Genomic DNA, 24,841 nt, shown 5'->3' with positions numbered 1-24,841 from the left:
AACCGGGTGAACGACCGAGCACCGGCCCGCCCCCGAAGGGCCGCACGGCCTGCAGGAACAGACCCGGGCGGCTGGTCGTTGAACATGGTTCCGACGGCGTGAACCGGGCCCGGGAATGATGCCGGGTGGCGGGTCGTTGGACATGCTTCCGGCGCCGCGCAGAGGTCCTGCCCCGCGAGCTGCCGGATCCCCCCGAAGTCTTTTTGAGCGCCTGACGGTGCCCACGCATCCCCATCCCCCCGGTGGGGCGCGTCGACCCCCGAATGGAGCACTTGTGATGAACACGATTCTGCGGAAGAGCATCCTGGGTATTGCTGGTCTGGCTTTCACCGGTGGCGTGTTCGCCGGTCCGGTGGCCGCCCACGCGGCGGACACCACCGCCCACACCAAGCCGGTCACGGCCACCGTGCAGGGTGACAAGCTGATCCCGCACGGCGTGCAGGGTGAGCAGTCCCGCATCGACCTGAACGACGAACAGACCAAGAACGTGAAGGCGATCATCGCGGCGACGAAGAAGGCCGGTATGGACGAGCGTGCCGCGGTCGTCTCCATCGCCACGGCGTTGCAGGAGTCGAAGCTGGAGAACCTCGGCCACCTCGGCGACCGCAACGACCACGACTCGCAGGGCCTGTTCCAGCAGCGCCCGTCCTCCGGCTGGGGCACGGTGGAGCAGATCACCGACCCTGAGTACTCGACGACGGCGTTCCTGAAGGGTCTGAAGCAGGTCGACGGTTGGCAGGACATGCCGCTGACCAAGGCCGCCCAGACCGTCCAGGTGTCGGCCTACCCGGACCACTACGCCCAGTGGGAGCAGCAGGCCGCCGACCTCGTCGCCCAGCACTGGAACAGCTGAGACAACAAGTAACAGACACAAGCTGAAGGCCGGCACCCCGAACCAACGGGGTGCCGGCCTTGTCGCGTACCCGATGGGTCAGGCCGGGGGCAGCACGAACGTCCACGTGGTGGTGGTCGTGCTGGCCGCGGCGCCCGTGGCGGTGAGCCCGCCGTAGCTGCCGGTCGGCACGCTGCTCGCCGAGTCGGCGAACAGGCCGGTCACCCGGCCGCCGCCGGTCTGCGAGGAGTTGCTGCGCACCGCCACGCCGGACGGCGGGGTGAGCGCGGTGGAGGTGCTGTCGCCGTGCAGCCAGTACGACACGGCCCAGCTCTGCGCTGCTGTCACCGGCGCGTACGGGGTGATCCGGGTGGCGGTGCTCGCCGGATCGGTGGCCCTGGCGAAGACGGGCCCGCCCGGTGCGACGCCCCGGTACGCGGCCAGCACCAGGTTGCCCTTGGCCTGGCTGTCCAGTGTCACCCGGACCGCAGTGCCGGCATCATCGGCGCTCGCGGTCTTCCACCAGGCGGTGGTGGTGGCGAAGCCACCGTCGAGGCGGTCGAGCCGGGTCCAGCCGGTCACCCCGGTCGGCTCGCCGGTGCCGGTGTGCGTGTTCTGGCTGAGCACGAGCAGCAGCGTGTCACCGGCCTGCACGCCCGCCGGGACGGTGACCGTGTGGCTGGTCCAGTTGGCGTTCGCGGCGGCCTGGCCGACGAACGAGATCCGCTCCGGTACGGGCGCGACAGTCACGTCGACTGTCGCGGTGCCGGTGGCGCCCCGGTCGTCGGTGACGGTGAGCGTGACCGGGTAGGTGCCGGCCGCCGCGTACGTGTGGGACGTGGTCGGCACGGAGGCCGTGCCGGTGGTGTCACCGTCGCCGAACGCCCAGTTGTGATTCTGGATCGCGCCGTCGGCGTCGGTGGAGCCCGCACCGGAGAACGTGCACACCAGCCCGGAGCACGTGGGCGTCAGCGCCGCTACCGGCGCCTGGTTGGCCGGGCCGCCCGAGCCTTTCAGGATCTTCACGTAGTCGATGTCGCCGGCGAAGTAGTCGCAGGTGACCTTCGTACCGTCGCACTGGCTCTTGCCGCCGACGGACAGCGGCCAGGTGTTGGCGATGGTGCCGGTCGGCCCGTTGAGGCGGCTGGTCCGCACGCCGTCGACGTACATCTCCACATACGCGGAGGTGCGGTTGCAGGTGACCGTGTGCCACTGGCCGTCGGAGATCGGCACGTCCGTGTAGCCGGTACGGGAGGCGCCGTCCGCGCCCCGGAACAGGCACTTCGGCTTGCCGTTCGGCGCCTCGAACTTCCAGTAGCCGCCGGCCGTGTTGCCCTGTCCCTTCTGGAGGATGTTCCCGAAGGAGTACGTGGTCCGGTAGCGGATGGTCAGCGAGAAGTCCCCGGCGTCCGGGTTGAAGTCGGTGGTGTGCGGCACCAGGTCGACGTGGCCCGGGACGTACTCCTTGTCGGTGGGCAGGTGGGTGGCGAAGCGGTGGCCGGTCGCCCCGGCGTAGAGCGCGCCGGTGACCACCTCACCGCCGATCGTGCCGTGGCGGCCGTTGCCGCTGTAGTCGGTCAGCACCGTCGACGACGACGCCGGTTCGTCCATGCTGTAGAACGCCACCGTCCGCGTCGCGGTGGCCTGCGCGGGCGCGGCCGAGACCGTCACCCCGGCGGCCGCGACGACAGTCGCCACCCCTAATCGTGCGGCCGTCCGCCGCCACCGTCCCCGCTCGATCGTTGCCATGTGACCGCCTCCCTGCGTATCGGGCATCACAGTGACACGCGTGGTGGCAGCGGCTGAATAACCCGCACGGTGGAGCCGGGTGACCGATGTGGCCGGTACGAACCGTCCGAGGGGATACGTCCGCCGATCGACCGGCGGCGCCGGCGGGCGGGGAGGGTGACTCTCGGTGGGCGATACTGGGTTTGAACCAGTGACCTCTTCCGTGTCAAGGAAGCGCGCTCCCACTGCGCCAATCGCCCGGGTGATCGCGAGCGGACGACGGGATTCGAACCCGCGACCCTCACCTTGGCAAGGTGATGCGCTACCAGCTGCGCTACGTCCGCGCGCCGCCGGTTCGCGCCGGCGACGGAGTGAACTCTACCCGATGCCAAGATCGCCGTGCGGCAGACCCCCGCCGCGCCGGGTGGCCCGGTGGTTGCGCTGCTCGCCGCCGGGGTACTGACGCCGGTGACAGCACAACCATCCCCCCGAAGGAGGCTGTCGTGGGTATCGGTACGAGCATTTTCCTGATCGCGGTCGGCGCGATCCTCACGTTCGCGCTCAACGCCAGCGTCGGCGGGGTCGACCTCGACGTCGTCGGCTGGATCCTGATGGCGGCCGGCGTCCTCGGCCTCATCATGACCACGCTGGTGTGGGGTCGCCGTCGCCAGGTGGTCACGACCACCGCCGAGCAGCCGGTGGAGTACCGCCGCGTCGAGGAGCGCCGGGACGTCGCCCCGCCGATGTGACAGCACCGGGGCCGACGGAGCTGATCGGTCCCGGATCGGGCCGGCCGGATCACCCGATCCGGCCGGCCCGCTCTGCTCCGGCCGCTCGCCGTCGATGCCGCGCCGCCGGGTCAGCCCCGCATCAACTCGTTCAGCGCGTCGAAGTCGAGCCCACCGGCGAGCGCGCCGTACGTCCCGGCGCCCAGCACCTCCGCGGCCGCCCGCTGGGCCACCGCGTACGCGGCCTCGGCCACCGCCGGGCCGATGCTCACCCGGGCCACGCCGAGCCGCCCCAGCTCGGCGATCGGCGGCGCGCCCGGCCCGGCCAGGACGTTCAGCGGCGCCGGGATCGCCGCCGCCAGCGCGGCCACCGTCTCCGGCTCCACGGTTCCGGGTACGAAGATCCCGTCCGCGCCGGCCGCCAGGTACGCCTCGGCGCGCGCGACAGTCTCGGGTACGCCGCCGGCCCGGCGCAGATAGGTGTCCACCCGCGCGTTGACGTACAGCGGGATGCCGGCGCGGTCGGCGGCGGCCCGGACGGCGGCGAGCCGGGCGACCTGCTCGTCGGCAGGGCGCAGCGGTCCCCCGCCGTCGTGCCGGGAGTCCTCGACGTTGACGCCGACGGCCCCGGCGGCGAGCACCGCGGTGATCGTCTCGGCGACCTCGGCGGGACTGTCGCCGTACCCGGATTCGATGTCGGCGGTGACCGGTACGCGGACCGCGTCCGCCACCCGGCGGATCACGTCGACGGCGGTGTCCCGGGCGAGCACGTCGCCGTCCGGGGCGCCGCGGCTCCACGCGACAGCGGCGCTCGTGGTGGCCACCGCGCGGGCGCCGGCGGCGGCGACGATCCGGGCGCTCAGCGCGTCCCAGGCGTTGACGAGGATCAGTGGGTCGCCGGGCTGGTGCAGGGCGCGGAACCGCTGGGCTCGGGTCTGCTGATCGTCCACCGAGCCAGTCTGGGTGGGGCGATCCGGGCGCGGCAATGGCCAGCGGCGCGGTACTGGACTGATCGACGGCGACGAGAAAGGCCGTGCCGATGAGATCGGCACGGCCTTTCCGCTGGTGGGCGATACTGGGTTTGAACCAGTGACCTCTTCCGTGTCAAGGAAGCGCGCTCCCACTGCGCCAATCGCCCTCGTCTACTGCGAGGTGGAGACGGGATTTGAACCCGTGTACACGGCTTTGCAGGCCGTTGCCTCGCCTCTCGGCCACTCCACCGAGGTTGCCCCCGAACTGCGTGGCGGCATCTCCGAGCGGACGACGGGATTCGAACCCGCGACCCTCACCTTGGCAAGGTGATGCGCTACCAGCTGCGCTACGTCCGCACGCCCCCGGTGTTATCCGGTGACGGATGAGAACTTTAGCCGAGCCCGGGAACGGTTGCCAAATCGGGGCCCCTTCCGGCGCGTCCGGATGTTGCCGGCGACTCGTGCCGCAGGCGTCCTAGGAGCCTGGGTGGTTGCCGTCGAAGGTCGGCGGGCAGGCCCGCGACCTGCGGAATCCGCCCGGCGAGTCGAGTGTCCGGCATCCGACTGTCCCACCGCCGACCGGCCGCTTCGGTAACTCCCTGTGGTCATTCGGATGGGTTACCGTAACGCCGTGACGAGACGAGCCGCCGAGATCCGCCTGGACGCGCTGCTGCGTACGGCCTGCGAGGTGATCGCGGAACGAGGGCTCGCCAACACCCGCACCGCGGACGTGGCCGAGGCCGCAGGGGTCAGCCAGGCGCTCGTCTTCTACCACTTCGCGACGAAGGACCGGCTGCTCGCGCAGGCCTTCGCGTACGCGGTCGAGCAGGACCTGGCCCGCCTCGACGCGGTACTGCGCTCCTCCGCCCCGCCGCTGGCGAAGCTGCGCCGGATGCTGCGCCTCTACGCGCCGACCGGCCGGGCCACCTCCTGGTCGATGTGGATCGACGGCTGGGCGGAGTCGCTGCGTACGCCGGAGCTGGAGAAACTCTCCCGCCGCCTCGACCTGCGGTGGCGGCAGGACCTGGCCGCGGTGATCAGCGCCGGGGTCACCGAGGGCACGTTCGACTGCCCCGACCCGGCCGGGGCGGCCTGGCGGATCAGCGCGGTGATGGACGGGCTGGCGGTCCAGCTCGCGGTGCACGAGCGGGTGATCACCCGCCGGCAGATCGCCGAGTGGATCCGCCTGGTGGCAGCCCGGGAGCTGGGCCTGGAACCCAGCCAGCTCGACTGACCCCACCCGCCGGCGGGTCAGTGCCAGCGGGGGCGGGGGCGTTCGAAGGGGGGCGGGAGCGTCTCCGGTTCGGCCTGCGCGGACGGGCGCAGCAGGCGGCGCATCCGCAGCAGCAGTCCGGCGCCGAGGAACAGCAGCAGCCCGCCGAGCAGGAACGCGGCCTGCACCAGGCCGAATCCGCCGCTGTCCGCCACCGGCCGCCCGGCCACGCCACCGGGCGCCGGCGGTTCCACCACCGCGGCGTCGGTCGGCTCGTCGGTGGGCTCCTCGTCGGGCGCCTCGGTGGACGGCTCGTCGATAGGCGTCTCGGTGGGCTCCGCGCTGGTGGGTGACGGCGTCGGCTCGGCCGCCTCCTCCCCCACCACCTCACGGGAGGCGGTCCGCCGGGCCAGCAGCCGCAATTGCGGGTCGTACGCCTCGGCGGCGAAACTCACCCGGCCACGCCCGACGTCCTCGGCGAACGCCACCCGGTAGCGGGCGGTCACGGTACGGCCGGGACAGAGCACACCCGGGTCCAGCTGCCGGTCGGTGAGCCGGGCGGTGTCTCCCTCGGTGCGGATCTCCAGCGGGAACGATCCGCTGTCCTCCACCCGGTCCACCTTGAGCTGGTCCAGCCGCAGGCCCTGCACCCGCACCAGCATCGACCAGCGCACCTTGACACAGCCGCCCCCGTCGGAGCGGGACACCACGGCGGACAACGTCTCCACCCGGTTCCCGGCGGTGAACTCGTCCGGCAGGCCGCTCAACTCGGTGGAGAAGGCCGCCGCCGCCCGCGCCGGCAGGGCACCGCCGTACCCGGTCCCGGCCACGAAGGTCAGTACCAGTCCGATCCGCAGCGCGTGCCGCCAGCCGCTCACCACGCCTCCTCACCCTCGGTCGTGTCCACAGGCAACGCTAGGAGCACGCCGGGCACGCCGGTAGACGGGCGTGTTCGCATCCAACGCCAAGAGAAGAGGGCTGTTTCACCGAGCGTGGTGAACCGGTCACGGTGTCGCCGCGACACGCCCGGGATCGGGCCCGGCCGGGCGGTGGGACACAATTCTCCGGTGTCCGAACTGTCCGCCGCGTTCGTCCGGCTGCACGCCCACCTCGCCCCCGTGGCGTTCGTACCCGAGGTGCGGCTGCACCAGGCCGACGAGCCGATCGGCCTGTGGGAGCTGACCGAGGGCGAGTTCCGCAGCTCCCAGCCGCCGCCGTTCTGGGCGTTCGCCTGGGCCGGCGGGCAGGGCCTGGCCCGCTACGTCACCGACCACCCCGACGTGGTCGCCGGCCGCCGGGTGCTCGACCTGGCCTCCGGCTCCGGCCTGGTCGCCGTCGCCGCCGCCCGCGCCGGCGCCGCCGCCGTCCGGGCGGTCGAGGTGGACGAGCGGGCCGTGGCCGCCGTCGCGCTCAACGCCGAGGCCAACGGGGTACGCGTCGACGCCGAACTCGGCGACATCCTCGACTCCGACGCGGGCGACGCGGAAATGGTGCTGGCCGGGGACGTCTTCTACAGCGAGGCGATGGCCCGCCGGATGCTGCGCTTCCTGCTCCGGGCCGCCCGTTCCGGCGCCCGGGTGCTGGTGGGCGACCCGGGGCGGGCGTTCCTCCCCCGCGAGCGCTTCCACGAGCTGGCCGCGTACGACGTGCCGGTGTCCGAGGCGCTGGAGAGCGTACGGGTGAAGCACACCACCGTCTGGGAGCTGGACCCGAGCCCGCCCGGTGCCCGCCGCTAGCGTTACCGCGTGCTGTTCCGGGGCTGGGGGGAGTCCGTCGACAGGCAGTGGCCCGACGCGGCCACCGTGGTCGACCACGTCGGCGTGCCGCACCTGGTGGTGACCCGGCACGCGCTCGTCCGCAAGGTGCTCACCGACCCGGTGACGTTCCGGCCGGACAACGCGCTCGACGCCGTCACCCCGATCCCGGTGGCCGCGCTGCGGGTGCTCGCCGGGCACCGGTTCCGGCTGCCGCCGACGCTGGCGAACAACGGCGGCGCGAGCCACCCGGAGATCCGCGGCATCGTCGCCGACGCGCTGCACCCGCACCGGGTGGACGCCCAGCGCCGGTGGCTGACCGGGCTGGTCCGGGAGCGGGTGGCGGGGCTGGCGGCGGCGCTGGACGCGGGCCGCCCGGTCGACCTGTACGCGGGCCTCGCCGCCGACCTGCCGCTGCTGGTGCTGGCCCGGCTGGTCGAGCTGCCGGACGCGCCGGTCGGCGCGGTCAAGGACTTCGCCCGGGCCGCGCTGGAGCTGTTCTGGGCACCGCTGGACTCCTCCCGGCAGCTCGCGCTCGCCGCCGAGGTGGGCCGGTTCCACACCGTGCTGCGGGAGTTCGCCGCCACCGGGGGCGGGCTCGCCGCGCGGCTGCGCGAGGCCGGGCACTCCCCCGACGTGGTCGTCGGGGCGCTGTTCTTCCTGCTGGTCGCCGGCCAGGAGACCACCTCGCAGTTCCTCACCCTGTTGCTGCACCGGCTGTCCGGCGAGCCGGCGGTACGGGCCGGGCTGCGCGCCGGCACGGTGGCGGTGGACGACGTGGTCGAGGAGGGGCTGCGGCTGGAGCCGCCGATCGTCACGTGGCGGCGGGTGGCGGCCGTCGACACCGCGCTCGGCGAGGTGCCCGTACCGGCGGGCACCAGCATCGTGGCCTGGCTGTCCCGCGCCGGCCGCGACCCGGCGGTGGTCGAGGCTCCGGGCGAGTTCCGCCCCGGGCAACCCGGCTCGCGGCGGCACCTGGCGTTCGGCGCCGGGCCGCACCGCTGCGTCGGCGCGCAGCTGGCCCGCATGGAGGCCGCAGTGGTGGTCGCGGAGGCAGCCGCGCTGCTCGACGGGGTGACGGTGGTCCGTCCGCCGTGGTGCCCGGACAACCTCACCTTCCGGATGCCCGACGCGTTCGTGGTCCGCCGCGCCTGAGCCCCGCGTGCGTTAATAGGGGGCCCTTCCTCTACCGGAGGCGTTAAGAAGGGGCCCTTCCTTACTCCTCGGCCCAGGCCCGCCAGTCGTCCAGCACGCCGTACAGGGCGGGGGTGAGCCAGCCGGGCGCGGACCGGCGGAACACACCGGGGTCCATGCCGCCCGCGCCGGCCGGCACCGCGCCGAGCAGGTTCGGCAGCAGCTCGGACAGGTTGAGCCAGTGCACCAGTTCCGGATCGGTCGGCCAGGCGCCGATCACCACGCCGGCCGGGACGGCCCGCCGCTCCAGCGCCTCCAGCGTCAGCGCGGTGTGGTTGAGCGTGCCGAGCCCGGCCCGCGCCACCACCACCGCCGGTGCGCCGAGCGACACCGCCAGGTCGGCCACCGTCCACGGCTCGCCGGACGGGCGCAGCCCCATCGGTACGAGCAGCCCGCCCGCGCCCTCGACGAGCACCAGGTCGTGCTTGTCCGCCTCCTCGCGGATCGCGTCGACCGCGTTGTACAGCTCCAGCGGCGGCAGCTCCGCCACCCGGGCCGCGGCCAGCGGGGCCAGCGGGTCGGGGTAGCTGGCCAGTGTCCGGCCGGTCAGCGGGGCGGCCAGCCGGGTCACCGAGTCGACGTCGCCGGGCTCTCCCGTCGCCGTACCGGTCTGGCCGGGCTTGACCACGGCGACCCGCAGGCCGGCCGCCTGCGCGGCGGCGGCGACGGCGGCGGTCACCACTGTCTTGCCGACCTCGGTGTCGGTGCCGGTCACCAGCACCGGCCCGGTCCAGGCGTCGCCGAAGCTCATGGCGCACACTCCACGATCACGTCCAGGGCGTGGTCGAAGCCGGCCCGGTCCACCCCGGCGCTGACGGTGAGCCGCAGCCGGGAGCGGCTGTCCGGCGTGGACGGGGGACGGAAGCAGCCGACCGCCACACCGCGGTCCCGGCAGGCGGCGGCCCAGGCGGTCGCCTCCTGCGGGCCGGGCGCGGTCACCGAGATCACGGCGCCGTCCGGGGCGGACACGGACAGCCCGGCCGCGCCGAGCCGGCGCACCGCCACGGCGACCCGGTCGGCCAGCTCGGCACGCAGCGCGCCGCCGTCGCGGGCCAGGCGCACCGCGGCGCGGACCCCGGCCACCACGGCGGGCGGCGGCGCGGTGTCGAAGATGAACGTGCGGCCGGTCTCCACCAGGTGGCGGACGAACTCGGCCGGCCCGGCGACCACGCCGCCGGCCCCACCGAGCGCCTTGGAGAGCGTCGCGGTGACCACCACGTCGGGCGCGCCGGCGAGCCCGGCGGCGGCGACCCCGCCGGCTCCGGCCGGGCCGGTGACGCCGAGCGCGTGCGCGTCGTCGACGAGCAGCAGCGCGCCGTGGCGGCGGGCCACCGCGTGCAGCTCCGTGAGCGGGGCCAGGTCGCCGTCGACGGAGAAGACCGACTCGGTCACCACCACGGCCGGGCGGCCCGGCGCGGCGGCGAGCGCCGCGGCCACCGCCGCGACGTCGGCGTGCGGCGTCACGAGCGTCTCGGCGCCGGAGATCCGGCAGCCGTCGATCAGCGAGGCGTGGTTGTGGGCGTCGGAGACGAGCAGCGTCCGCGGCTGGGTCAGCCCCCGGACGGCGGCGAGGTTGGCCAGGTAGCCGGAGGAGAACACCAGCGCCCGGTCGACGCCCAGCCAGTCGGCCAGGTCGTCCTCCAGCGCGTGGTGGGCGTCGGTGGACCCGCGCACCAGGCGTGACCCGGTGGCGCCCAGCCCGTACGCGGACAGGGCCTGCGCTGCGGCGGCGGTGACCTCGGGGTGGGTGGCCAGGCCGAGGTAGTCGTTTCCGGCCAGGTCGACCACGGCGTCGTCGGCGGCGCGGGGGCGCAGCGTGCGGGTCAGTCCCGCCCGGGCCCGCAGCTCGGCGCGGCGGTCCAGGGCCGCCAGCCAGTCCGCCACCGTGCCGTCCCCTCCCGCCGACTCCCCGCCCCCCGCCGGGCGCTTCCGCGGGGCGAAGTTACCACCCGCGCCGAGGGCCCCGGCGTGGCGCGGTCCCGGCTCGCCGGGGGCCGGCGGCGGTGGTTTCCCGCGCTCACGGTGGCCTGTTAGGTTACGAGCCATGCCAGAGATCCTCGACCAGGCCCGGGAGCGGGTGCTGGGCAACGGCGTCGGCCTCGACGAGGCCGGTGTCCTCGCGGTGCTGAACCTTCCCGACGAGCACCTGCCCGCCGCGCTCCAGCTCGCCCACGAGGTCCGGATGCGCTGGTGCGGTCCGGAGGTCGAGGTCGAGGGCATCGTCTCGCTGAAGACCGGCGGCTGCCCGGAGGACTGCCACTTCTGCTCGCAGTCCGGTCTGTTCACCTCGCCGGTGCGCTCGGTCTGGCTGGACATCCCGGCGCTGGTCGAGGCCGCGAAGCAGACCGCCGCGACCGGGGCGACCGAGTTCTGCATCGTGGCCGCGGTGCGCGGTCCGGACGCCCGGCTGATGAAGCAGATGCGCGAGGGCGTCGCCGCCATCCGCGCCGCTGTCGACATCCAGGTGGCCGCCTCGCTCGGCATGCTCACCAAGGAGCAGGTCGACGAGCTGGTCGAGATGGGCGTGCACCGCTACAACCACAACCTGGAGACGTGCCGCTCCTACTTCCCGAACGTGGTCACCACGCACTCGTGGGAGGAGCGCTGGGAGACGCTGCGGATGGTCCGCGAGTCCGGCATGGAGGTCTGCTGCGGCGGCATCCTCGGCCTCGGCGAGACAGTCGAGCAGCGCGCCGAGTTCGCCGCGCAGCTCGCCGAGCTGGACCCGCACGAGGTGCCGCTGAACTTCCTCAACCCGCGCCCCGGCACGCCGCTGGGTGACCGCCCGGTGGTGGAGGGCAAGGACGCGCTGCGCGCCATCGCCGCGTTCCGGCTGGCCATGCCGCGCACCATCCTGCGGTACGCGGGCGGCCGCGAGCTGACCCTCGGTGACCTCGGCACCCGCGACGGTCTGCTCGGCGGCATCAACGCGGTGATCGTCGGCAACTACCTGACCACGCTGGGGCGGCCCGCCACGGCCGACCTGAAGCTGCTGGAAGACCTGAAGATGCCGGTGAAGGCGCTCTCGGCGACCCTGTGAGGCAGCGGTGACCGAATCCTCCCCCGCCACGGCCGCCCCCGCCGCGCTCTGGTGCGACAGGTGCGGCGAGTCGGTGACGGCCGGGCCGCACCCGGCGTGCGAGGCGGCGCGGGCGTGGGAGCCGCCGCGCTGGTGCGCGTCCTGCCGGCGGCGGATGAAGGTGCAGGTCGTACCGGCCGGCTGGTCGGCGGTCTGCGTCGAGCACGGCGAGCGGCGGGGCTGAGGCGTGCTGCACGGGCGGGCGGTGACGCTGCGGCCGGTGACCGACGCCGACGTGCCCGCCCTGGCCGCGATCCGGGCCACCCCGGAGGTGCGCCGCTGGTGGCGCGGCGGTGACGACCTGGCCGAGTCGGTCCGGGCCGACCTCGCCGACGACACGGTGACGATCTACGCCGTCGAGCACGACGGCAGGCTGGTCGGCGCGATCCAGTGGTACGCCGAGACCGACCCGGACTACCGCCACGCCAGCCTGGACGTCTTCCTCGACCCGGCGGTACGCGGCACCGGGCTGGGCGGCGACGCGATCCGCACGCTGGTCCGGCACCTGATCGACGAGTACGGCCACCACAGGTTCACGATCGACCCGGCGGCGGCGAACACGGCGGCGATCCGGGCGTACGCGAAGGTGGGGTTCCGCCCGGTGGGCATCATGCGCCGCTACGAGCGCGGTGCGGACGGGCGCTGGCACGACGCGCTGCTGATGGACCTGCTCGCCGAGGACCTGGCCGGCTGAGTCAGCCGGCCCAGAGCAGGTGCCCGTCGGGCAGCAGGCGGGCGCCCTCGGCGGGCCGGTGCGGGCTGAGCCGGCCGTCCGGCATGAGGTGCGACACCGGCACTCCGCGGCCGAGCACGGCGACGTCGGCGATCAGCCGCCGGTGGCAGCGCCACCAGACGCTCTCGCTGCACATCACCGCTGTGTTCTCCCGGGCGGCGTCGGCCAGCACCTCGTCCAGTGCGGCGTCGAAGTCGGGCGTGCGGGTGTACGCGGCGTACGCCCGGAAGGCCGCGACCGTCCACCAGGTGTCCGGTTCCGGCTCGCCGGCGCGGACGTGCCGGCGGCCGCCGAGGCGCGGTTCCCAGCGGTAGCCGATGCCCCGTTCGGGCAGCCAGCGTTCGAGGGCCTCGCGGCGGACGTCGGGGTTGGTCCGGCTGGCCGGGTAGCGGCGCACGTCCACGACCAGGGCGACAGCCGCGGCGGCCAGCAGGTCCCCGAGCTGGTCGCGGTGGGCGGCCCCGTGCCCGACGGTCAGCAGCATGCGCTCCACCGACTCAGCTTGCCCCGGGTCGGCGTCGTCCGCCCGCCGGCCGGGCCGGCCCACCGGAAAGGGCGTGCCCGGCACCGCACGGGTGCCGGGCACGCTTGCCGGTAACTGTGTGACGGTCAGCGCTGGAGGGTCAGCACACCCGGCCGCCACGGCAGCAGGTTGTAGTCGCCGCCCGCACCGGGGTTCTTGCCCTGGTACAGGAACTGCAGGTTGCAGGCGTCGATGGTCTTGGTCTGGTCGGGGTTGGTGCGGACCAGGTCACCGTGGCTGATGTCGTTCGTCCACGTCGCGCCGCTGTTGGCCTTGCCGGCGAACGGGTTGCTCTCGCTGGCGGCCTGCGGGGTCCACGAGCCGCTCAGGCTGTTCGACGTGAACGACCGGAAGTAGCGTCCCTGGCTCCCGATCGCCTCGACGATCATGAGGTACTGGTTCTGGCCCGCCACCTTGTAGACCTCGACGCCCTCGAAGAGGTTGTTCGTCGAGTCGGTCATGATCGTCGTGTAGTTCGAGCCGAAGCTGCCCGGGAAGTTCCCGAGCGGCATGCTCGACCGGTAGATCTTGCCGTTGTCCCCGGCGAAGAACAGGTACATGTTCTGGTCGTCACCGATGAGCGTCTGGTCGATGACGCCGTACGGGGCGTCCGGCAGGGTCGCGGTGGAGAGCGTCTGCGCCGAGGACCAGCCGTTGGCGTTCGTCGGGTCGCTCGACGTCTTGTAGCTGAACGAGGTCGGTCCCCACTGGTACGCCAGCACCCAGATGTTCTTCGGCGCGAAGTAGAGCAGGGTGGGTGCCACGGTGCCCTGGCTCATTCCGTTCTGGCCGGCCGAGGCCATGTCGGACCAGTTCGTGAACGGGGTGAAGTTCATCGAGCTGTACTGGCCGCTGCTGTTGACGTATGACCCGTAGACCAGGTGCTTGCCGTTGTAGACCACGTTTGTGAAGTCCTTGAGCGAGACCCAGCCGTTCTGCGGGTTGGCCAGCGCGCCGGTCGACGACCACCGGTAGGTCGACGGGAGCGAGCAGCCGCCCGGCGGGGGCGTCGTGGTCGGCGGCGGCGTGGTCGGGGGCGTGGTGCCACCGAAGTCGGTCCGCCACTGCTGGTTGGTCTGCCCGTGGCAGTCGTACAGCTGGACCTGCTGGCCGTTGCCGGTGCCCCAGACGTCCAGGCAGCGGCCGGACTGCACGCCGCTGATGGTGCCGTTGGAGTTGATGTTCCACTGCTGGTTCGGCTGCCCGTTGCAGTCGTAGATGATGATCGCGGTTCCGTTCGCGGTGCCCCTGGCGTTCGCGTCGAGGCACTTGGTGCCGTAGACCATGAGCTGCTTGTTCGACGTGTACGTCCACTGCTGGTTGGACTGGCCGTTGCAGTCCCAGAGCTGGACGCGGGTGCCGTTGGTCTGGGTGGCGTTCGGTACGTCGATGCACCGGCCCGACTGCACGCCGACGATCCGGCCGGCGCCACCGCTGGGCGGCGGTCCGGTGGTCGGGGTCGTGGTCGGCCCGGAGGTCGGGGCGGCGGCGTTGAGGGCGTTGAGGACCGAGTTGTACGCGGCCTTCTTGTTGCCGCCGCCGTCGAACAGCAGCGGGCTCTCGTTCGAGCGCCACGAGTCGCTGTCACGCACGCCCCACACGGTGATGCCGATGCACCGCGGCACGTTGATGCATGCCTGGGTCAGACCCGCGTACTGGCTGGTGGAGGAGTTGGTGACGTCGACCTCGGTGAGCGCCACGTCCACGCCCAGCGCGGCGAAGTTCTGCAGCGTGGTCTGGAAGTTGCTCGGCAGGGAGCTGCCGCCGGTGAAGTGGGTCTGCAGACCCACGCAGTCGATCGGCACACCCCGGGACTTGAAGTCCCGGATCATGTTGTAGACGCCCTGCGTCTTGCCGTACGACCAGTTCTCGATGTTGTAGTCGTTGTAGCAGAGCTTCACCGACGGGTCGGCCGCCCGCGCGGTCCGGAACGCCACCTCGATCCAGTCGTTACCGGTGCCCTGCAGATTCGACTGACGACGGCTGCCGTCCTCGTTGAACGCCTCGTTCACCACGTCCCAGGCGGCCAGCTTGCCCCGGTAGTGGGCCATCACACCGTTGATGTGGTCGATCATCGCCTGCCGCAGGTTGCTGCCGCTCAGGCTCTGCATCCAACCCGGCTGCTGCGCGTGCCACGCCAGCGTGTGGCCACGGACCTTCAGACCACGCTGGGTCGCCCAGTTGTAGATCTGGTCACCGGAGGAGAAGTTGAACTGCCCCCGCTGCGGCTGCGTCGCGTCCGGCTTCATCTCGTTCTCAGCCGTGATCATGTTGAACTCGCGCCCGGCGATCGTGCTGTACGTCGAGTCGCCGAGCCGGCCCGCTGCGATGGCGGTGCCGAAGTACCGGCCCGACTGCGCGGCGGCGGCGCCCAGCGTGGACGCCGCGGCGTTCGCCGACGGCATCATCACCGCGACGGCTGCCACCGTCACTGCGCTGACCGCGCCGGCGAGCAGCGCCCGGACGGCCGGTGATCGCCGTCGCCGGCTCCCGCCGCGATGAACGGATGGGCTCATTGCCATCTCGGCCTCCTTACTGGCCAACACCCAAGGCCGTCGGGGCGAAGACGACTGGACGTCTCGGTTGGGTATCTAGCTCCGTCGATGCTTTCATCGCGCATCGACGAGGACAATGGTGTTTCGGAAACGTTTCGGAAAGGTTCTGGCCTCGCGAGGCGTGGTGTGGCCGGTCGCCCGGTGCGGCACCGGCCACGCCACGCCACCTCGACGGTCAGGACACGGTGCAGGCGGAGCCGTTCAGCGTGAACGCGGCGGGCTTCGGGTTGGCGCCGGTGTGGCTGCCGTTGAAGCCGAAGCTGGTCGACGCCCCCGGCGCCAGCGTCCCGTTGTAGGACAGGTTCGACGCGGTCACCGCCGTACCGGTCTGGGTCACGTTCGCCGACCAGGCCTGCCCGACCTTCTGCCCGGCGTTGCCGAACGTGAACGCCAGCGTCCAGCCGTTGATCGCCGTGGTGCCGGTGTTGGCGATCGTGACGTTCGCGGTGAACCCGGTGTCCCAGGAGTTCGCCGTCCAGGTCACCGCGCAGGCACCGCCGGCGGGCGGGGCCGTGGTGGTGACGGTGACGCCGGGCGACGCGGGCGAGACGTTGCCGGCCGCGTCCACCGCCACCACCGTGAAGGTGTACGTGGTGGAGGCGGTCAGCCCGGTCACCGCCAGCGTGGTGCCGGTGGCCGAGCCGACCAGGACGTTCCCGCCGCGGTAGACGCGGTATCCGGTGACGCCCACCGCGTCGGTGGACGGGCCCCAGGTCAGCGTCAGTCCGGTCGGGCCGACCGCGGAGGCGGTGGGCGTACCGGGTGCGGTCGGCGGCGTGGTGTCCGGTGCCGGGCCGGCCGGCGTGGTGACGCTGACGGCGGCCGACGACGCGGAGCGGTTGCCGGCGCCGTCGAGCGCCCGCACGGTGAACTGGTACGTCCGCTCCGGCGCCAGCCCGGTCACGGCCAGGGTGTTCGTGGTGGCGGTGCGCAGCACCAGCGCGTCGCTGCCGGTCTGGGACTGGGTGATCTCGTATCCGGCGAGGCCGCTGCCGCCGGTGTCGGTGGACGCGGCCCAGGTCAGCGTGAGTCCGCTCGACGTGACGGCGGACGCCACGGGCGTGCCGGGCACCGAGGGCGCGGTGGTGTCCGGGGTGACCGGTCCGGGCTCCTCGCCCCAGACGCGCACGCCACCGGAGTAGAGCGGCACCTTGCGGTTCGGCCCGGCGGTGGCCTGGTACGACGGGTCGTTCGTCGGGTCCCAGGTGCCGCCCTCCGGCACCCCGATCTTGAACTGGACCTCCATCCGGTGCTGCGACTGCCCGGCGGGCGCGATGGTGTAGCCGGTGCAGTCGACCTCGACGTACCAGATGTCGCCGGAGAACTGCTTCGCCGTGGACGGGGACGGGCAGCCCTGGGTGTAGCCGGGCGTGACGGTGACCGGTCCGGTGCCGTCGGGCCGGAAGAAGTACCGGAACTTACCGGTCGTCAGCGCCCGGGCCGGGAACGCCGACTTGTTGTAGATGATCGCCTTGAGCCCGGTGGCGCGCGGCTCGGCCTGCATGACCGTGGTCTCCACAGTCATCTCGTCCATGTCGGGCGTCTCGGCGGACGGGAAACCGGCGCGCGGGCTGCCGCCGTACTCGTTCGTGAGCCGGGCCAGCGCGGAGGTGAAGCCGGCGTTGTAGTCGGTGGCGACCTCGTTCATCACGTAGTCCGACCGGCTGTCGGTGTACGCGTCGTTCGCCGCCGACGGGCCGCCGACCAGTGCGCCGTAGAGCACGTGCCGGGTCTCGGCGGGCACGGTCTGGCTGTCCCACCAGGAGCCGTGCGCGGTGCGGTGGTGCGGGTTGCGCGGCGAGTTGGTGCCGAAGCCGATCTGGTAGCTGGAGTTGCGCGGGTTGTCGCCGAGCGCGTAGTTGATCTGCCGGACGGCGAAGTCGTGGTAGCGCGCCTTACGCGTGGTGTCAGTGGTCTTGTCGCTGTAGACGAGCGCGGCGAACGCGGTGTTCGAGGCGTACCGCAGCGCGCCCCAGGAGTCGAGCACCGCCATCCCGCCGGGCGAGTACGGCACCCGCTGGCCGTTGACGCCGACCGTCCAGTAGTCCAGCCACCGGTTGGCGTCGTCCACGTACTTCTGCTTGCCGGTGAGGTTCGCCAGCAGCACGTACGCGCCGAACTGCTTGTTGTCCCAGGCGATGGTCCACTTGTAGGAGCGGGTGGTGGACTGCGGCTCGGTGCCGAGCTTGTCGTACTCGCTCTCGGCCTTGGCGAGGTAGGTGGCGTCGCCGGTGGCCCGGTACAGCCAGATCGCGCCCCACACCAGTTCGTCCTGGTAGCCGCTCCACGACTTGTAGAAGCTCGTCGCGTCGGTGATGCACTCGTGGTAGCTCTTCCGCACCGTGTCGGCGAACGTGTAGAGCTGCTTGGCGTGGCCGAGCAGCTTGTCCGCGTAGGCCGCGTCGGTGGGCCGGAACACCATCGAGGAGGCGGCCATCGCGGCCGCCGTCTCCCCCGCCAGGTCCGCGCCGCCACAGCTCGCATCGATCTTGTACGCGGGCCGCGCCATCGGCATCACCTCGGCCGGGCCCCACCACTTGTGGTCGTTGTCGCCCTTGCCGACCTGTCCGTAGAGGACGTTCGGGGCGGGGTGCGCCTTGACGAAGTAGTCGTTGACGAAGCGCAGGTTGTTCAGCAGGTGGGTGAGCTGACCGGAGGCGACGTACCCGTCGCGGTACTCGACCGCGCCCCACGCCAGCATGGTGGCGCTGAACGCCATCGGGAAGCCGAACTTCACGTGGTCGCCGGCGTCGTACCAGCCGCCGGTGAGGTCGACGCCGACGTCGGCGCCGTCGGTGAGCGCCGAGTCGCCGCGCCAGGAGACCCGGTTCCAGGAGGGCTTGCGGCCCGACTGCTGCGCCTCGTAGAAGAACAGCGACTTCTGCAACGCCTCGGCGTAGTTGAACGCGGGCGCGGCCTGTGCGGCGGCGGACGCGGGTGGCGGGGCGGCGACGGCCGTGGCCAGGCCGACGGCCAGCGCGGCGCCGGCAGCGAACAGCCGGCGGAGCCGGGACCGGCCTCCCGGCGGCGGAATCGGACGGGGCATGGCGAGCTCCTGTGGCTGGCGCCGGGCGGCAGCCGGAGCGGGGACGGTCTCGCGGGGCTCCGGCTGCCGCGTGGCGGTGGTGGTGGGGTGTCCGCGAGAGATTCGGGAGCGCTCCCATGGACAACCGACAATGTAATGCGCCGTTCACCACAGGGGAAGAGCGCGCCGATCCGGGAGGCCCGGGCGTACTCACGGGTAACCATCGGGAGCTGGATCACACCATCGAGTTCCGTCGATATAGAGCGTGCTCGGTCCCAGCTCAGCGGCATCGTCACGATGGTGCGTGCACCCGCGAGAGCGCCGTCGGCAGCGCGGCCGTCCTGGCATACGAGCGTACGGTTGCCCGCCCGCTCCGGCCCGCGGGACAGTACGCCTCACCTGCGGTGCCATCGACGCCGCCGCTCCCCGGACGACACTGAGGAGATCGCGATGGCTCTACGACTCGCCGAGGGCACCTCCTGGTCCGACACCCTCGCGCGGGCGGTGGCCGCCACGCCCGAGGCGTTCGGCACCGGCCCCGACGGCACCACCACGCTGCACAACCTCGTCCGGGGCGACTGGCGCGCGCTCGGCACGTCCACCGCCGTACGGACCCCGGTGGACAACACCGTGCTGGTCAACCTCGCCCGGCTCGACGCCGACACGGCCCGCGCCGCCGTCGCCCACGCCGCCGACGCGCACCGGGAGTGGGCACAGACCCCGCTGGCCGAGCGCGTCGCCCGGGTCACCGACGCGCTCGACGCGCTCACCGCACACCGCGGCCTGCTCGCCCTGCTGCTGGTCTGGGAGATCGGCAAGCCGTGGCGGCTGGCCTGCGCCGACGTGGACCGCGCGCTGGACGGCGTGCGCTGGTACGTACAGGAGATCGAGCGGATGCTCGCCGGCGGTCGGGAGCCGCTGCCCGGCCCGGTCAGCAACATCGCCTCCTGGAACTACCCGATGAGCGTGCTCGTGCACGCCGAGCTGGTGCAGTTGCTCGCCGGCAACGCGGTCATCGCCAAGACGCCGTCGCAGGGCGGCGCGGTCTGCCTCACCGTCGCGCACGCGCTGATGCGCCGCGCCGGCCTGCCCGCCACGCTGCTGTCCGGCAGCGGCGAGGAACTGTCCGAGGTGCTCGTCCGCGCGCCGGAGATCGGCGCCGTGGCGTTCGTCGGCGGGCGCTCCAACGGCGGCAAGGTCGCCGCCGCGCTGCTCGACTGCGACAAGCGGCACTTCATCGAGCAGGAGGGCCTCAACGCCTGGGGCATCTGGAACTTCTCCCAGTGGGACTCGCTGGCCGCCCACCTGCGCAAGGGCTTCGAGTACGGCAAGCAGCGCTGCACCGCGTACCCCCGGTTCGTGGTCCAGCGCGACCTGGTCGACGAGTTCCTCGACATGTACCTGCCCGTGGTCCGCTCGATCCGGTTCGGGCACCCGCTCGCCGTCGGTGACGACTGGGCGGCCGGCGACCCGCTGCCCGAGCTGGACTTCGGGCCGCTGATCAGCGGGGCGAAGGCCGACGAGCTGCGGCGCAAGGTCGACGAGGCGGTACGCGGCGGCGCCGTGCCGCTGCACCGCGGCAAGCTGGACGGCGCGCCGTTCCTGGACGGGCAGGACACGTCCGCGTACGTCGCACCGGCCGTGCTGCTGGCCCCGCCCGGCCGGTCCCGCCTCATGCACGCCGAGCCGTTCGGCCCGGTCGACACCATCGTCGTGGTGGACACCACCGACGAGCTGCTGGCCCAGATGAACGCCTCGAACGGCGCGCTCGTCGCGTCGCTCGCCTGCGACGACGAGGAACTCGCCGGCAAGCTGGCGGTGGACCTGCAGGCGTTCAAGGTGGGCATCAACAAGCCGCGCTCCCGGGGCGACCGGGACGAGCCGTTCGGCGGCCGGGGCGCGTCCTGGAAGGGCGCGTTCGTCGGCGGCGACCTGCTCGTGCAGGCGGTCACCGTGGGCGGCGACGGCCGGCTCTACGGCAACTTCCCCGACTACAGCAGCTACCCGGCCACCTGATCGCGCACAGACGGGCGGGGCCCCCGCATCGGGAGCCCCGCCGTGTCACCGTCCCCCGTATCGGAGGTCGGCCCCTGTTGGCGCGTGACCGCGCCGGTTCCGGCCGTCCGGGCCGTACCCCTCGGGTGTGCCGCGCCGTTGCGGCGCACCTCCGGGATCCGGCCGGCGGCCGTCAGCTCAACTCGACCGCTGCGCCGGCACCGTCACCCCGGCCCGCGCGGCGGGCTCGGCCGGCGGCCGTGCGGCCAGCGGCAGCGTCGCGGTCAGCACGCCGCCGTCGCGTTCCATCGCCACCGGCCGGTCCAGCCGGCGCAGCGTCCGCAGCATCGGCGTGTTCTCGGACTGCACGTGCAGCAGCACGGCGGCGTAGCCGGCCCGGTCGGCGTGGCCGACCAGGCGGCGCAGCAACGCCGAGCCGAGACCCCGCCGCTGCCAGTCGTCGCGGACCAGCAGCGCCGCCTCGGCCTCGTCGCCCTCGCCGAGCAGGTTCGCCATCGCCACGACCGGCTCCGCCGCCCCGCCGGAGCCCGCCGTGGCGAGCAGCGTCACGCCCCGCGCCGGCTCCAGCAGCCGGCGCAGCCGGGCCGGCGACGGGTCCGCCGCCCCGCTCAGGTAGCGCCGCTGCCGGCTGCGCGCCGAGCACGCGGCGTGCAGGTCGCGTACGCCGGGGACGTCCTCGGTGGTGGCGGCCCGCACCGACACCTCGCCGCCGTCCGGCAGCACCAGGGTGATCCGGTCGGCGTCCCGGCGGGCCAGCGTCGCCGCCAGCTCGACGAGGGCCTGCGCGCGGGCGTACTCGGCCGGGGTGAAGCTGGGTTCCCGGCGGTGCAGTTCGTGGGCGCCGCCGGCCGGGTCGGCGAGCACCATCGTGGTGCCGCCCACCCCGCCCGGCGCGGCGGCGGGCGTCGGACGCCAGGTCACCGTGTCGGCGCCGAGCAGGGCCCGCAGCACCTCGCCGGTCGCCTCCGGGTCACGCACCAGCCGCCCGGCGAGCCCCAGCAGCCGGGTCGGCTCGTCGGCCAGCCCGCGTGCCCCGCTGCGCGCGATCCAGCAGTCCCGCCCCCGGCCCCGCTCCACGGCGGCCCGCAGTTCCGCCTCGGTCACCTGCTCGGGCGCGTCGACCAGGAAGTCGTCGACAGCGCCGGCCTCGGTGGTGTGCACCTGCACGCTGAGGATGTTGACCCCGCGCAACGCGAGGCTCGCCGTGAGCACCGACAGGTAGCCCGGCCGGTCGTCCACGGTGGCTCGGATCCGCCACAGCGCCATGGTTGTCTCCCTTCCTCGGCACCGACCATGCCGTGCGCCTGTTGCGGGCCCGTTGCCCCGGGGTGACGCGGGCCGACCGGTCAGGTGACGGTGGTCACGGGCGGCGTGCCGACCAGGTCCAGCCGGTCGCCGAGGATCACCGCGCTGGCGCGGACGAGCTGGGCGAGCCGGTCCACCTCGGTGGAGTGGAACCCGGCGGCGGCGAGCGGCTCGCTGTGGTCACGGGCGACCACGAGCACCAGCCCGGCCCGGCCGAACGGCGCCACCGCGTAGTGGTGCCCGTCCGGGCTGGTCATGGAGCGCGCCCGCAGCGGGGTCACCTCCGGCAGCCGCGGCGGCACCGGCGCCCGCCAGCTCGCGTGGCCGATCGCGGCGACGCCGGCCTCGCCGCTGCGTGAGGCCCAGTCCAGGGGTACGACGGCGACCACCGCCCAGTCCGCGGCGAGCAGCCCCGGCACCGCGTCGACGAGCGTGGCCACCCCGTCGACCGGGTTCGCCGCCACCTGGGCGAGCAGTTCGGCGTCCTGACCGGTGGTGGTGGGCGCGCCGATCGCCCGCCACACCCCGTCCACCCGGACGCCGGGGATCGCGGCCAGCCCGGCGAGCATCCGCTCCACCCGCGCCGCACCCGGCCAGACCACCGTGAAGTCGTCCACCGCCCGGCCGCCGAGCCGTTCCAGCACCACCACCTGCACGATGTCCGCGCCGGAGACACCGAGTGTCCGGGCCACCTGGCCGAGCGTGCCCGGACGGTCCGGCAGGGTCACCCGAACTCTCAGCAGCATGTCTGATCCCCTCCGCTCGGCGGGCCGGCCGAGCGGCCGGCAGGCTGGCGCCCAGCCTGCCGGTTGACCATTTCGCCCCTGTTGCAAGGGCATGTCCCGCCGGGAAAACCCGACCTTGACAACAAAGCTGAGCTGCCATCAACTAATCGGATGACCGATCCGGCCGCCGATGTCGCCGTGCCCTCGACCGGTCCGGCCCCGCGCGGGCTCGACCTCGACCGGCTCGCCGCCCACCTGGCCGTCCACCGGCCGGACCTGAGCGGGCCGCTGTCGGCGCGGCTGATCGCCGGCGGCAAGTCCAACCTCACCTACCTGCTGCGCGCCGGTGACCGCGAGGTGGTGCTGCGCCGGCCACCCCTCGGGCACGTGCTGGCCACCGCGCACGACATGGCCCGCGAGCACCGGGTGATCTCGGCGCTCGCGCCGACCGGCGTACCGGTGCCGGAGGCGCTGCTGCTGTGCGCCGACGAGAGCGTCATCGGCGCGCCGTTCTACCTGATGGCGAAGGTCGACGGCGAGGTCTACCGGCGGCGGGAGCAGACCGACGCGCTCACCGCCGCGCAGCGGCGCGACCTCGCCATGGCGATGATGGACACGCTCGCCACGCTGCACCGGGTCGAGCCGGCCGAGGCGGGGCTGGCCGACTTCGGCCGCCCGGAGGGCTACCTGGCCCGGCAGGTACGCCGCTGGGCCGGCCAGCTCGACCGGTCCCGCAGCCGGCCGCTGCCCGGCATCGACGAGCTGCGCGACGCGCTGGCCGCCAGCGTGCCCGACGGCGCGAACGCGGGCCGGATCGTGCACGGCGACTACCGGCTGGACAACCTGCTCGCCACCGTCGACCCGGTGGCGGTGCGCGCGGTGCTCGACTGGGAGATGGCCACGCTCGGCGACCCGCTGGCCGATCTCGGGCTGCTGCTGACGTACTGGGACGTGCTCGGCGACAGCGACCACGGCGAGGGCAACCCGGTGGCCGACGGCATCGGGCCGCGCGCCGGCTTCCCCACCGGCGCCGAACTGATCGAGCGGTACGCCGGGCGCAGCGACGTCGACGTCGGCCCCCTGCACTGGCACGTGGCACTCGGCTGTTTCAAGCTCGCGGTGATCTGCGAGGGCATCCACTACCGGCACACGCTCGGGCAGACGCTGGGCGAGGGCTTCGACCGGATCGGCGACATGGTGGCGCCGCTCGTGGCACACGGGCTGCACGCGGTGAGGGAGAGCTAGATGGAGTTCGCGTACGACGACCGGACGGTCGAGCTGCGGCAGCGGCTGGAGGCGTTCCTCACCGAGTGCGTGTACCCGGCCGAGCCGGTGCACCACGAGCAGGTGGCCGCCGCCGGCGACCCGTGGGCCCGCCCGCCGGTGATGGCGGAGCTGAAGGCACAGGCGCGGGAGCGCGGGCTGTGGAACCTGTTCCTGCCCGACGCCCGCTACGGCGCCGGCCTGACCAACCTCCAGTACGCGCCGCTGGCCGAGCTGACCGGCCGCAGCCCGCACCTGGCCCCGGAGGCGCTCAACTGCGCCGCGCCGGACACCGGCAACATGGAACTGCTCGCCGAGTTCGGCTCCGAGGAGCAGCGCAAGCAGTGGCTCATGCCGCTGCTCGCCGGTGAGATCCGGTCCGCGTTCTGCATGACCGAGCCGGAGGTGGCGTCCTCGGACGCGACGAACATCGCCACCCGGATCACCCGCGACGGCGACCACTACGTGATCAACGGCCGCAAGTGGTGGTCGTCCGGGGCGATGGACCCGCGCTGCGAGATATTCATCGTGATGGGCAAGACCGACCCGGACGCCGACCGGCACCGTCAGCAGAGCATGATCCTGGTCCCCCGGGACACCCCCGGCGTGACGGTACGGCGCGGCATGCGGGTCTTCGGCTACAGCGACGCCCCGCACGGCGGGCACGCCGAGATCGACTTCTCCGACGTGCGGGTGCCGGTGGACAACCTGGTCGGCGAGGAGGGCACCGGGTTCGCCATAGCCCAGGCCCGGCTCGGCCCCGGCCGGATCCACCACTGCATGCGCCTGGTCGGCATGGCCGAGCGGGCCCTGGAGCTGCTCTGCCGGCGCGTGCTCGACCGGATCGCGTTCGGCCGCCCGCTCGCCGAGCAGGGCGTGGTCCGCGAGTGGATCGCCGAGTCGCGGGTCCGGATCGAGCAGGCCCGCCTGCTGGTGCTCAAGACCGCGTGGCTGATGGACACCGTCGGCAACAAGGGCGCGCACACCGAGATCCAGGCCATCAAGATCGCTACCCCGCTGATGGCCGAGTGGGTGATCGACAAGGCCATCCAGGCGTACGGCGGAGCCGGGGTCAGCCAGGACACCCCGCTGGCCGAGCTGTGGGCGGCGGCCCGCACGCTGCGCCTGGCCGACGGCCCCGACGAGGTCCATCGCGCGTCGCTGGCCCGCCGCGAGCTGCGCCGCTGGTCCTGACCG

The 24,841-nt window shown here is 73.2% G+C and carries 21 protein-coding genes and 5 tRNA genes; 11 read left to right on the top strand and 15 right to left on the bottom strand.

Annotated features, from left to right (window positions below):
* The first annotated feature begins 277 nt into the window (after positions 1-277).
* Entirely contained in the window at positions 278-853 is a 576-nt protein-coding gene (locus NMK34_RS09880; protein ID WP_318333117.1) for a hypothetical protein, read from the top strand.
* Between the two features lie 78 nt (positions 854-931).
* Here NMK34_RS09880 and NMK34_RS09875 read toward each other — a convergent pair whose 3' ends face one another.
* From NMK34_RS09875 to NMK34_RS09865, 3 genes are all read right to left on the bottom strand, one after another.
* Positions 932-2,581 (bottom strand): PKD domain-containing protein, encoded by a 1,650-nt coding sequence (locus NMK34_RS09875; RefSeq protein ID WP_318333116.1) that lies wholly within the window; start codon positions 2,579-2,581, stop codon positions 932-934.
* Positions 2,582-2,748: 167 nt separating this feature from the next.
* Positions 2,749-2,820, bottom strand: a tRNA-Val gene (locus NMK34_RS09870).
* 11 nt (positions 2,821-2,831) lie between these two features.
* Positions 2,832-2,904, bottom strand: a tRNA-Gly gene (locus NMK34_RS09865).
* 159 nt (positions 2,905-3,063) lie between these two features.
* Here NMK34_RS09865 and NMK34_RS09860 point away from each other — a divergent pair.
* A complete protein-coding gene (locus tag NMK34_RS09860) occupies positions 3,064-3,309 on the top strand; it encodes a DUF6458 family protein (RefSeq protein ID WP_013284878.1) in 246 nt (81 codons plus the stop codon).
* Between the two features lie 110 nt (positions 3,310-3,419).
* On the opposite strand, the gene NMK34_RS09855 is transcribed toward NMK34_RS09860, so the two are convergent.
* From NMK34_RS09855 to NMK34_RS09840, 4 genes are all read right to left on the bottom strand, one after another.
* Positions 3,420-4,238: an isocitrate lyase/phosphoenolpyruvate mutase family protein gene (locus NMK34_RS09855; protein WP_318333115.1), complete on the bottom strand. Its 819-nt coding sequence runs from the start codon at positions 4,236-4,238 to the stop codon at positions 3,420-3,422.
* 113 nt (positions 4,239-4,351) lie between these two features.
* Positions 4,352-4,426, bottom strand: a tRNA-Val gene (locus tag NMK34_RS09850).
* 12 nt (positions 4,427-4,438) lie between these two features.
* Positions 4,439-4,509: transfer RNA gene (locus tag NMK34_RS09845), tRNA-Cys, on the bottom strand.
* Between the two features lie 34 nt (positions 4,510-4,543).
* A tRNA-Gly gene (locus NMK34_RS09840) sits at positions 4,544-4,616 on the bottom strand.
* 274 nt (positions 4,617-4,890) lie between these two features.
* Between NMK34_RS09840 and NMK34_RS09835 the strand changes: the two genes are divergently transcribed.
* A complete protein-coding gene (locus NMK34_RS09835) occupies positions 4,891-5,493 on the top strand; it encodes a TetR/AcrR family transcriptional regulator (RefSeq protein ID WP_194803241.1) in 603 nt (200 codons plus the stop codon).
* Between the two features lie 17 nt (positions 5,494-5,510).
* On the opposite strand, the gene NMK34_RS09830 is transcribed toward NMK34_RS09835, so the two are convergent.
* Entirely contained in the window at positions 5,511-6,350 is an 840-nt protein-coding gene (locus tag NMK34_RS09830; protein WP_318333114.1) for a hypothetical protein, read from the bottom strand.
* 189 nt (positions 6,351-6,539) lie between these two features.
* Between NMK34_RS09830 and NMK34_RS09825 the strand changes: the two genes are divergently transcribed.
* Positions 6,540-7,208, top strand: a complete 669-nt coding sequence (locus tag NMK34_RS09825) for a class I SAM-dependent methyltransferase (protein ID WP_318333113.1) — start codon at positions 6,540-6,542, stop codon at positions 7,206-7,208.
* A 9-nt stretch (positions 7,209-7,217) separates the two neighbouring features.
* Complete coding sequence (locus NMK34_RS09820) at positions 7,218-8,381, top strand: cytochrome P450 (protein WP_318333112.1); 1,164 nt, start codon at positions 7,218-7,220, stop codon at positions 8,379-8,381.
* 61 nt (positions 8,382-8,442) lie between these two features.
* Here NMK34_RS09820 and bioD read toward each other — a convergent pair whose 3' ends face one another.
* Both bioD and NMK34_RS09810 read right to left on the bottom strand, forming a co-directional pair.
* On the bottom strand, positions 8,443-9,171 hold the full coding sequence (bioD, locus tag NMK34_RS09815; protein ID WP_318333111.1) for a dethiobiotin synthase: 729 nt from the start codon (positions 9,169-9,171) through the stop codon (positions 8,443-8,445).
* Entirely contained in the window at positions 9,168-10,304 is a 1,137-nt protein-coding gene (locus NMK34_RS09810) for an 8-amino-7-oxononanoate synthase (protein ID WP_318333110.1), read from the bottom strand. Before NMK34_RS09810 ends, bioD begins: the two co-directional genes overlap by 4 nt.
* A gap of 160 nt (positions 10,305-10,464) precedes the next feature.
* On the opposite strand from NMK34_RS09810, the gene bioB reads away from it, so the two are divergent.
* The 3 genes from bioB to NMK34_RS09795 are packed head-to-tail and all read left to right on the top strand — an operon-like array spanning position 10,465 to position 12,193.
* Complete coding sequence (gene bioB / locus NMK34_RS09805) at positions 10,465-11,460, top strand: biotin synthase BioB (RefSeq protein ID WP_013284870.1); 996 nt, start codon at positions 10,465-10,467, stop codon at positions 11,458-11,460.
* Between the two features lie 7 nt (positions 11,461-11,467).
* Complete coding sequence (locus NMK34_RS09800) at positions 11,468-11,683, top strand: hypothetical protein (RefSeq protein ID WP_194803251.1); 216 nt, start codon at positions 11,468-11,470, stop codon at positions 11,681-11,683.
* A gap of 3 nt (positions 11,684-11,686) precedes the next feature.
* Positions 11,687-12,193 carry a GNAT family protein gene (locus NMK34_RS09795; RefSeq protein WP_318333109.1) on the top strand — a complete coding sequence of 169 codons (507 nt, stop codon included), beginning with the start codon at positions 11,687-11,689 and terminating at the stop codon, positions 12,191-12,193.
* 1 nt (position 12,194) lies between these two features.
* Here the strand turns inward: NMK34_RS09795 and NMK34_RS09790 are convergent, their stop codons facing one another.
* The 3 genes from NMK34_RS09790 to NMK34_RS09780 form a co-directional block, all read right to left on the bottom strand.
* Positions 12,195-12,716, bottom strand: a complete 522-nt coding sequence (locus NMK34_RS09790; RefSeq protein ID WP_318336309.1) for a DUF488 domain-containing protein — start codon at positions 12,714-12,716, stop codon at positions 12,195-12,197.
* A 125-nt stretch (positions 12,717-12,841) separates the two neighbouring features.
* Positions 12,842-15,277: a non-reducing end alpha-L-arabinofuranosidase family hydrolase gene (locus NMK34_RS09785; protein WP_318333108.1), complete on the bottom strand. Its 2,436-nt coding sequence runs from the start codon at positions 15,275-15,277 to the stop codon at positions 12,842-12,844.
* Positions 15,278-15,485: 208 nt separating this feature from the next.
* Positions 15,486-18,356 carry a glycoside hydrolase family 9 protein gene (locus NMK34_RS09780; RefSeq protein WP_318333107.1) on the bottom strand — a complete coding sequence of 957 codons (2,871 nt, stop codon included), beginning with the start codon at positions 18,354-18,356 and terminating at the stop codon, positions 15,486-15,488.
* A gap of 429 nt (positions 18,357-18,785) precedes the next feature.
* Between NMK34_RS09780 and NMK34_RS09775 the strand changes: the two genes are divergently transcribed.
* Entirely contained in the window at positions 18,786-20,351 is a 1,566-nt protein-coding gene (locus tag NMK34_RS09775; protein WP_318333106.1) for an aldehyde dehydrogenase family protein, read from the top strand.
* 177 nt (positions 20,352-20,528) lie between these two features.
* On the opposite strand, the gene NMK34_RS09770 is transcribed toward NMK34_RS09775, so the two are convergent.
* Positions 20,529-21,617 carry a GNAT family N-acetyltransferase gene (locus NMK34_RS09770; RefSeq protein ID WP_318333105.1) on the bottom strand — a complete coding sequence of 363 codons (1,089 nt, stop codon included), beginning with the start codon at positions 21,615-21,617 and terminating at the stop codon, positions 20,529-20,531.
* Positions 21,618-21,697: 80 nt separating this feature from the next.
* On the bottom strand, positions 21,698-22,402 hold the full coding sequence (locus tag NMK34_RS09765) for an amino acid-binding protein (RefSeq protein WP_318333104.1): 705 nt from the start codon (positions 22,400-22,402) through the stop codon (positions 21,698-21,700).
* Between the two features lie 150 nt (positions 22,403-22,552).
* Between NMK34_RS09765 and NMK34_RS09760 the strand changes: the two genes are divergently transcribed.
* Positions 22,553-23,626, top strand: a complete 1,074-nt coding sequence (locus tag NMK34_RS09760; protein ID WP_318333103.1) for a phosphotransferase family protein — start codon at positions 22,553-22,555, stop codon at positions 23,624-23,626.
* Positions 23,627-24,838 (top strand): acyl-CoA dehydrogenase family protein, encoded by a 1,212-nt coding sequence (locus tag NMK34_RS09755; protein ID WP_318333102.1) that lies wholly within the window; start codon positions 23,627-23,629, stop codon positions 24,836-24,838.
* Positions 24,839-24,841: the final 3 nt, after the last annotated feature.

The sequence above is a fragment of the Micromonospora sp. BRA006-A genome (assembly GCF_033433935.1).
GTDB classification, from domain to species: Bacteria; Actinomycetota; Actinomycetes; order Mycobacteriales; family Micromonosporaceae; genus Micromonospora; species Micromonospora aurantiaca.
This window is presented reverse-complemented; position numbering and strand designations above follow the sequence as displayed.

Excerpts from the sequence above, each read along its gene's own strand:
- NMK34_RS09755 (WP_318333102.1), top strand. The coding sequence starts at position 23,627 with ATGGAGTTCGCGTACGACGACCGGACGGTCGAGCTGCGGCAGCGGCTG.
- NMK34_RS09770 (WP_318333105.1), bottom strand. The coding sequence starts at position 21,617 with ATGGCGCTGTGGCGGATCCGAGCCACCGTGGACGACCGGCCGGGCTAC.
- NMK34_RS09780 (WP_318333107.1), bottom strand. The coding sequence starts at position 18,356 with ATGCCCCGTCCGATTCCGCCGCCGGGAGGCCGGTCCCGGCTCCGCCGG.
- NMK34_RS09765 (WP_318333104.1), bottom strand. The coding sequence starts at position 22,402 with ATGCTGCTGAGAGTTCGGGTGACCCTGCCGGACCGTCCGGGCACGCTC.
- NMK34_RS09880 (WP_318333117.1), top strand. The coding sequence starts at position 278 with ATGAACACGATTCTGCGGAAGAGCATCCTGGGTATTGCTGGTCTGGCT.
- NMK34_RS09875 (WP_318333116.1), bottom strand. The coding sequence starts at position 2,581 with ATGGCAACGATCGAGCGGGGACGGTGGCGGCGGACGGCCGCACGATTA.
- bioD (WP_318333111.1), bottom strand. The coding sequence starts at position 9,171 with ATGAGCTTCGGCGACGCCTGGACCGGGCCGGTGCTGGTGACCGGCACC.
- NMK34_RS09790 (WP_318336309.1), bottom strand. The coding sequence starts at position 12,716 with ATGCTGCTGACCGTCGGGCACGGGGCCGCCCACCGCGACCAGCTCGGG.
- NMK34_RS09775 (WP_318333106.1), top strand. The coding sequence starts at position 18,786 with ATGGCTCTACGACTCGCCGAGGGCACCTCCTGGTCCGACACCCTCGCG.
- NMK34_RS09760 (WP_318333103.1), top strand. The coding sequence starts at position 22,553 with ATGACCGATCCGGCCGCCGATGTCGCCGTGCCCTCGACCGGTCCGGCC.
- NMK34_RS09785 (WP_318333108.1), bottom strand. The coding sequence starts at position 15,277 with ATGGCAATGAGCCCATCCGTTCATCGCGGCGGGAGCCGGCGACGGCGA.
- bioB (WP_013284870.1), top strand. The coding sequence starts at position 10,465 with ATGCCAGAGATCCTCGACCAGGCCCGGGAGCGGGTGCTGGGCAACGGC.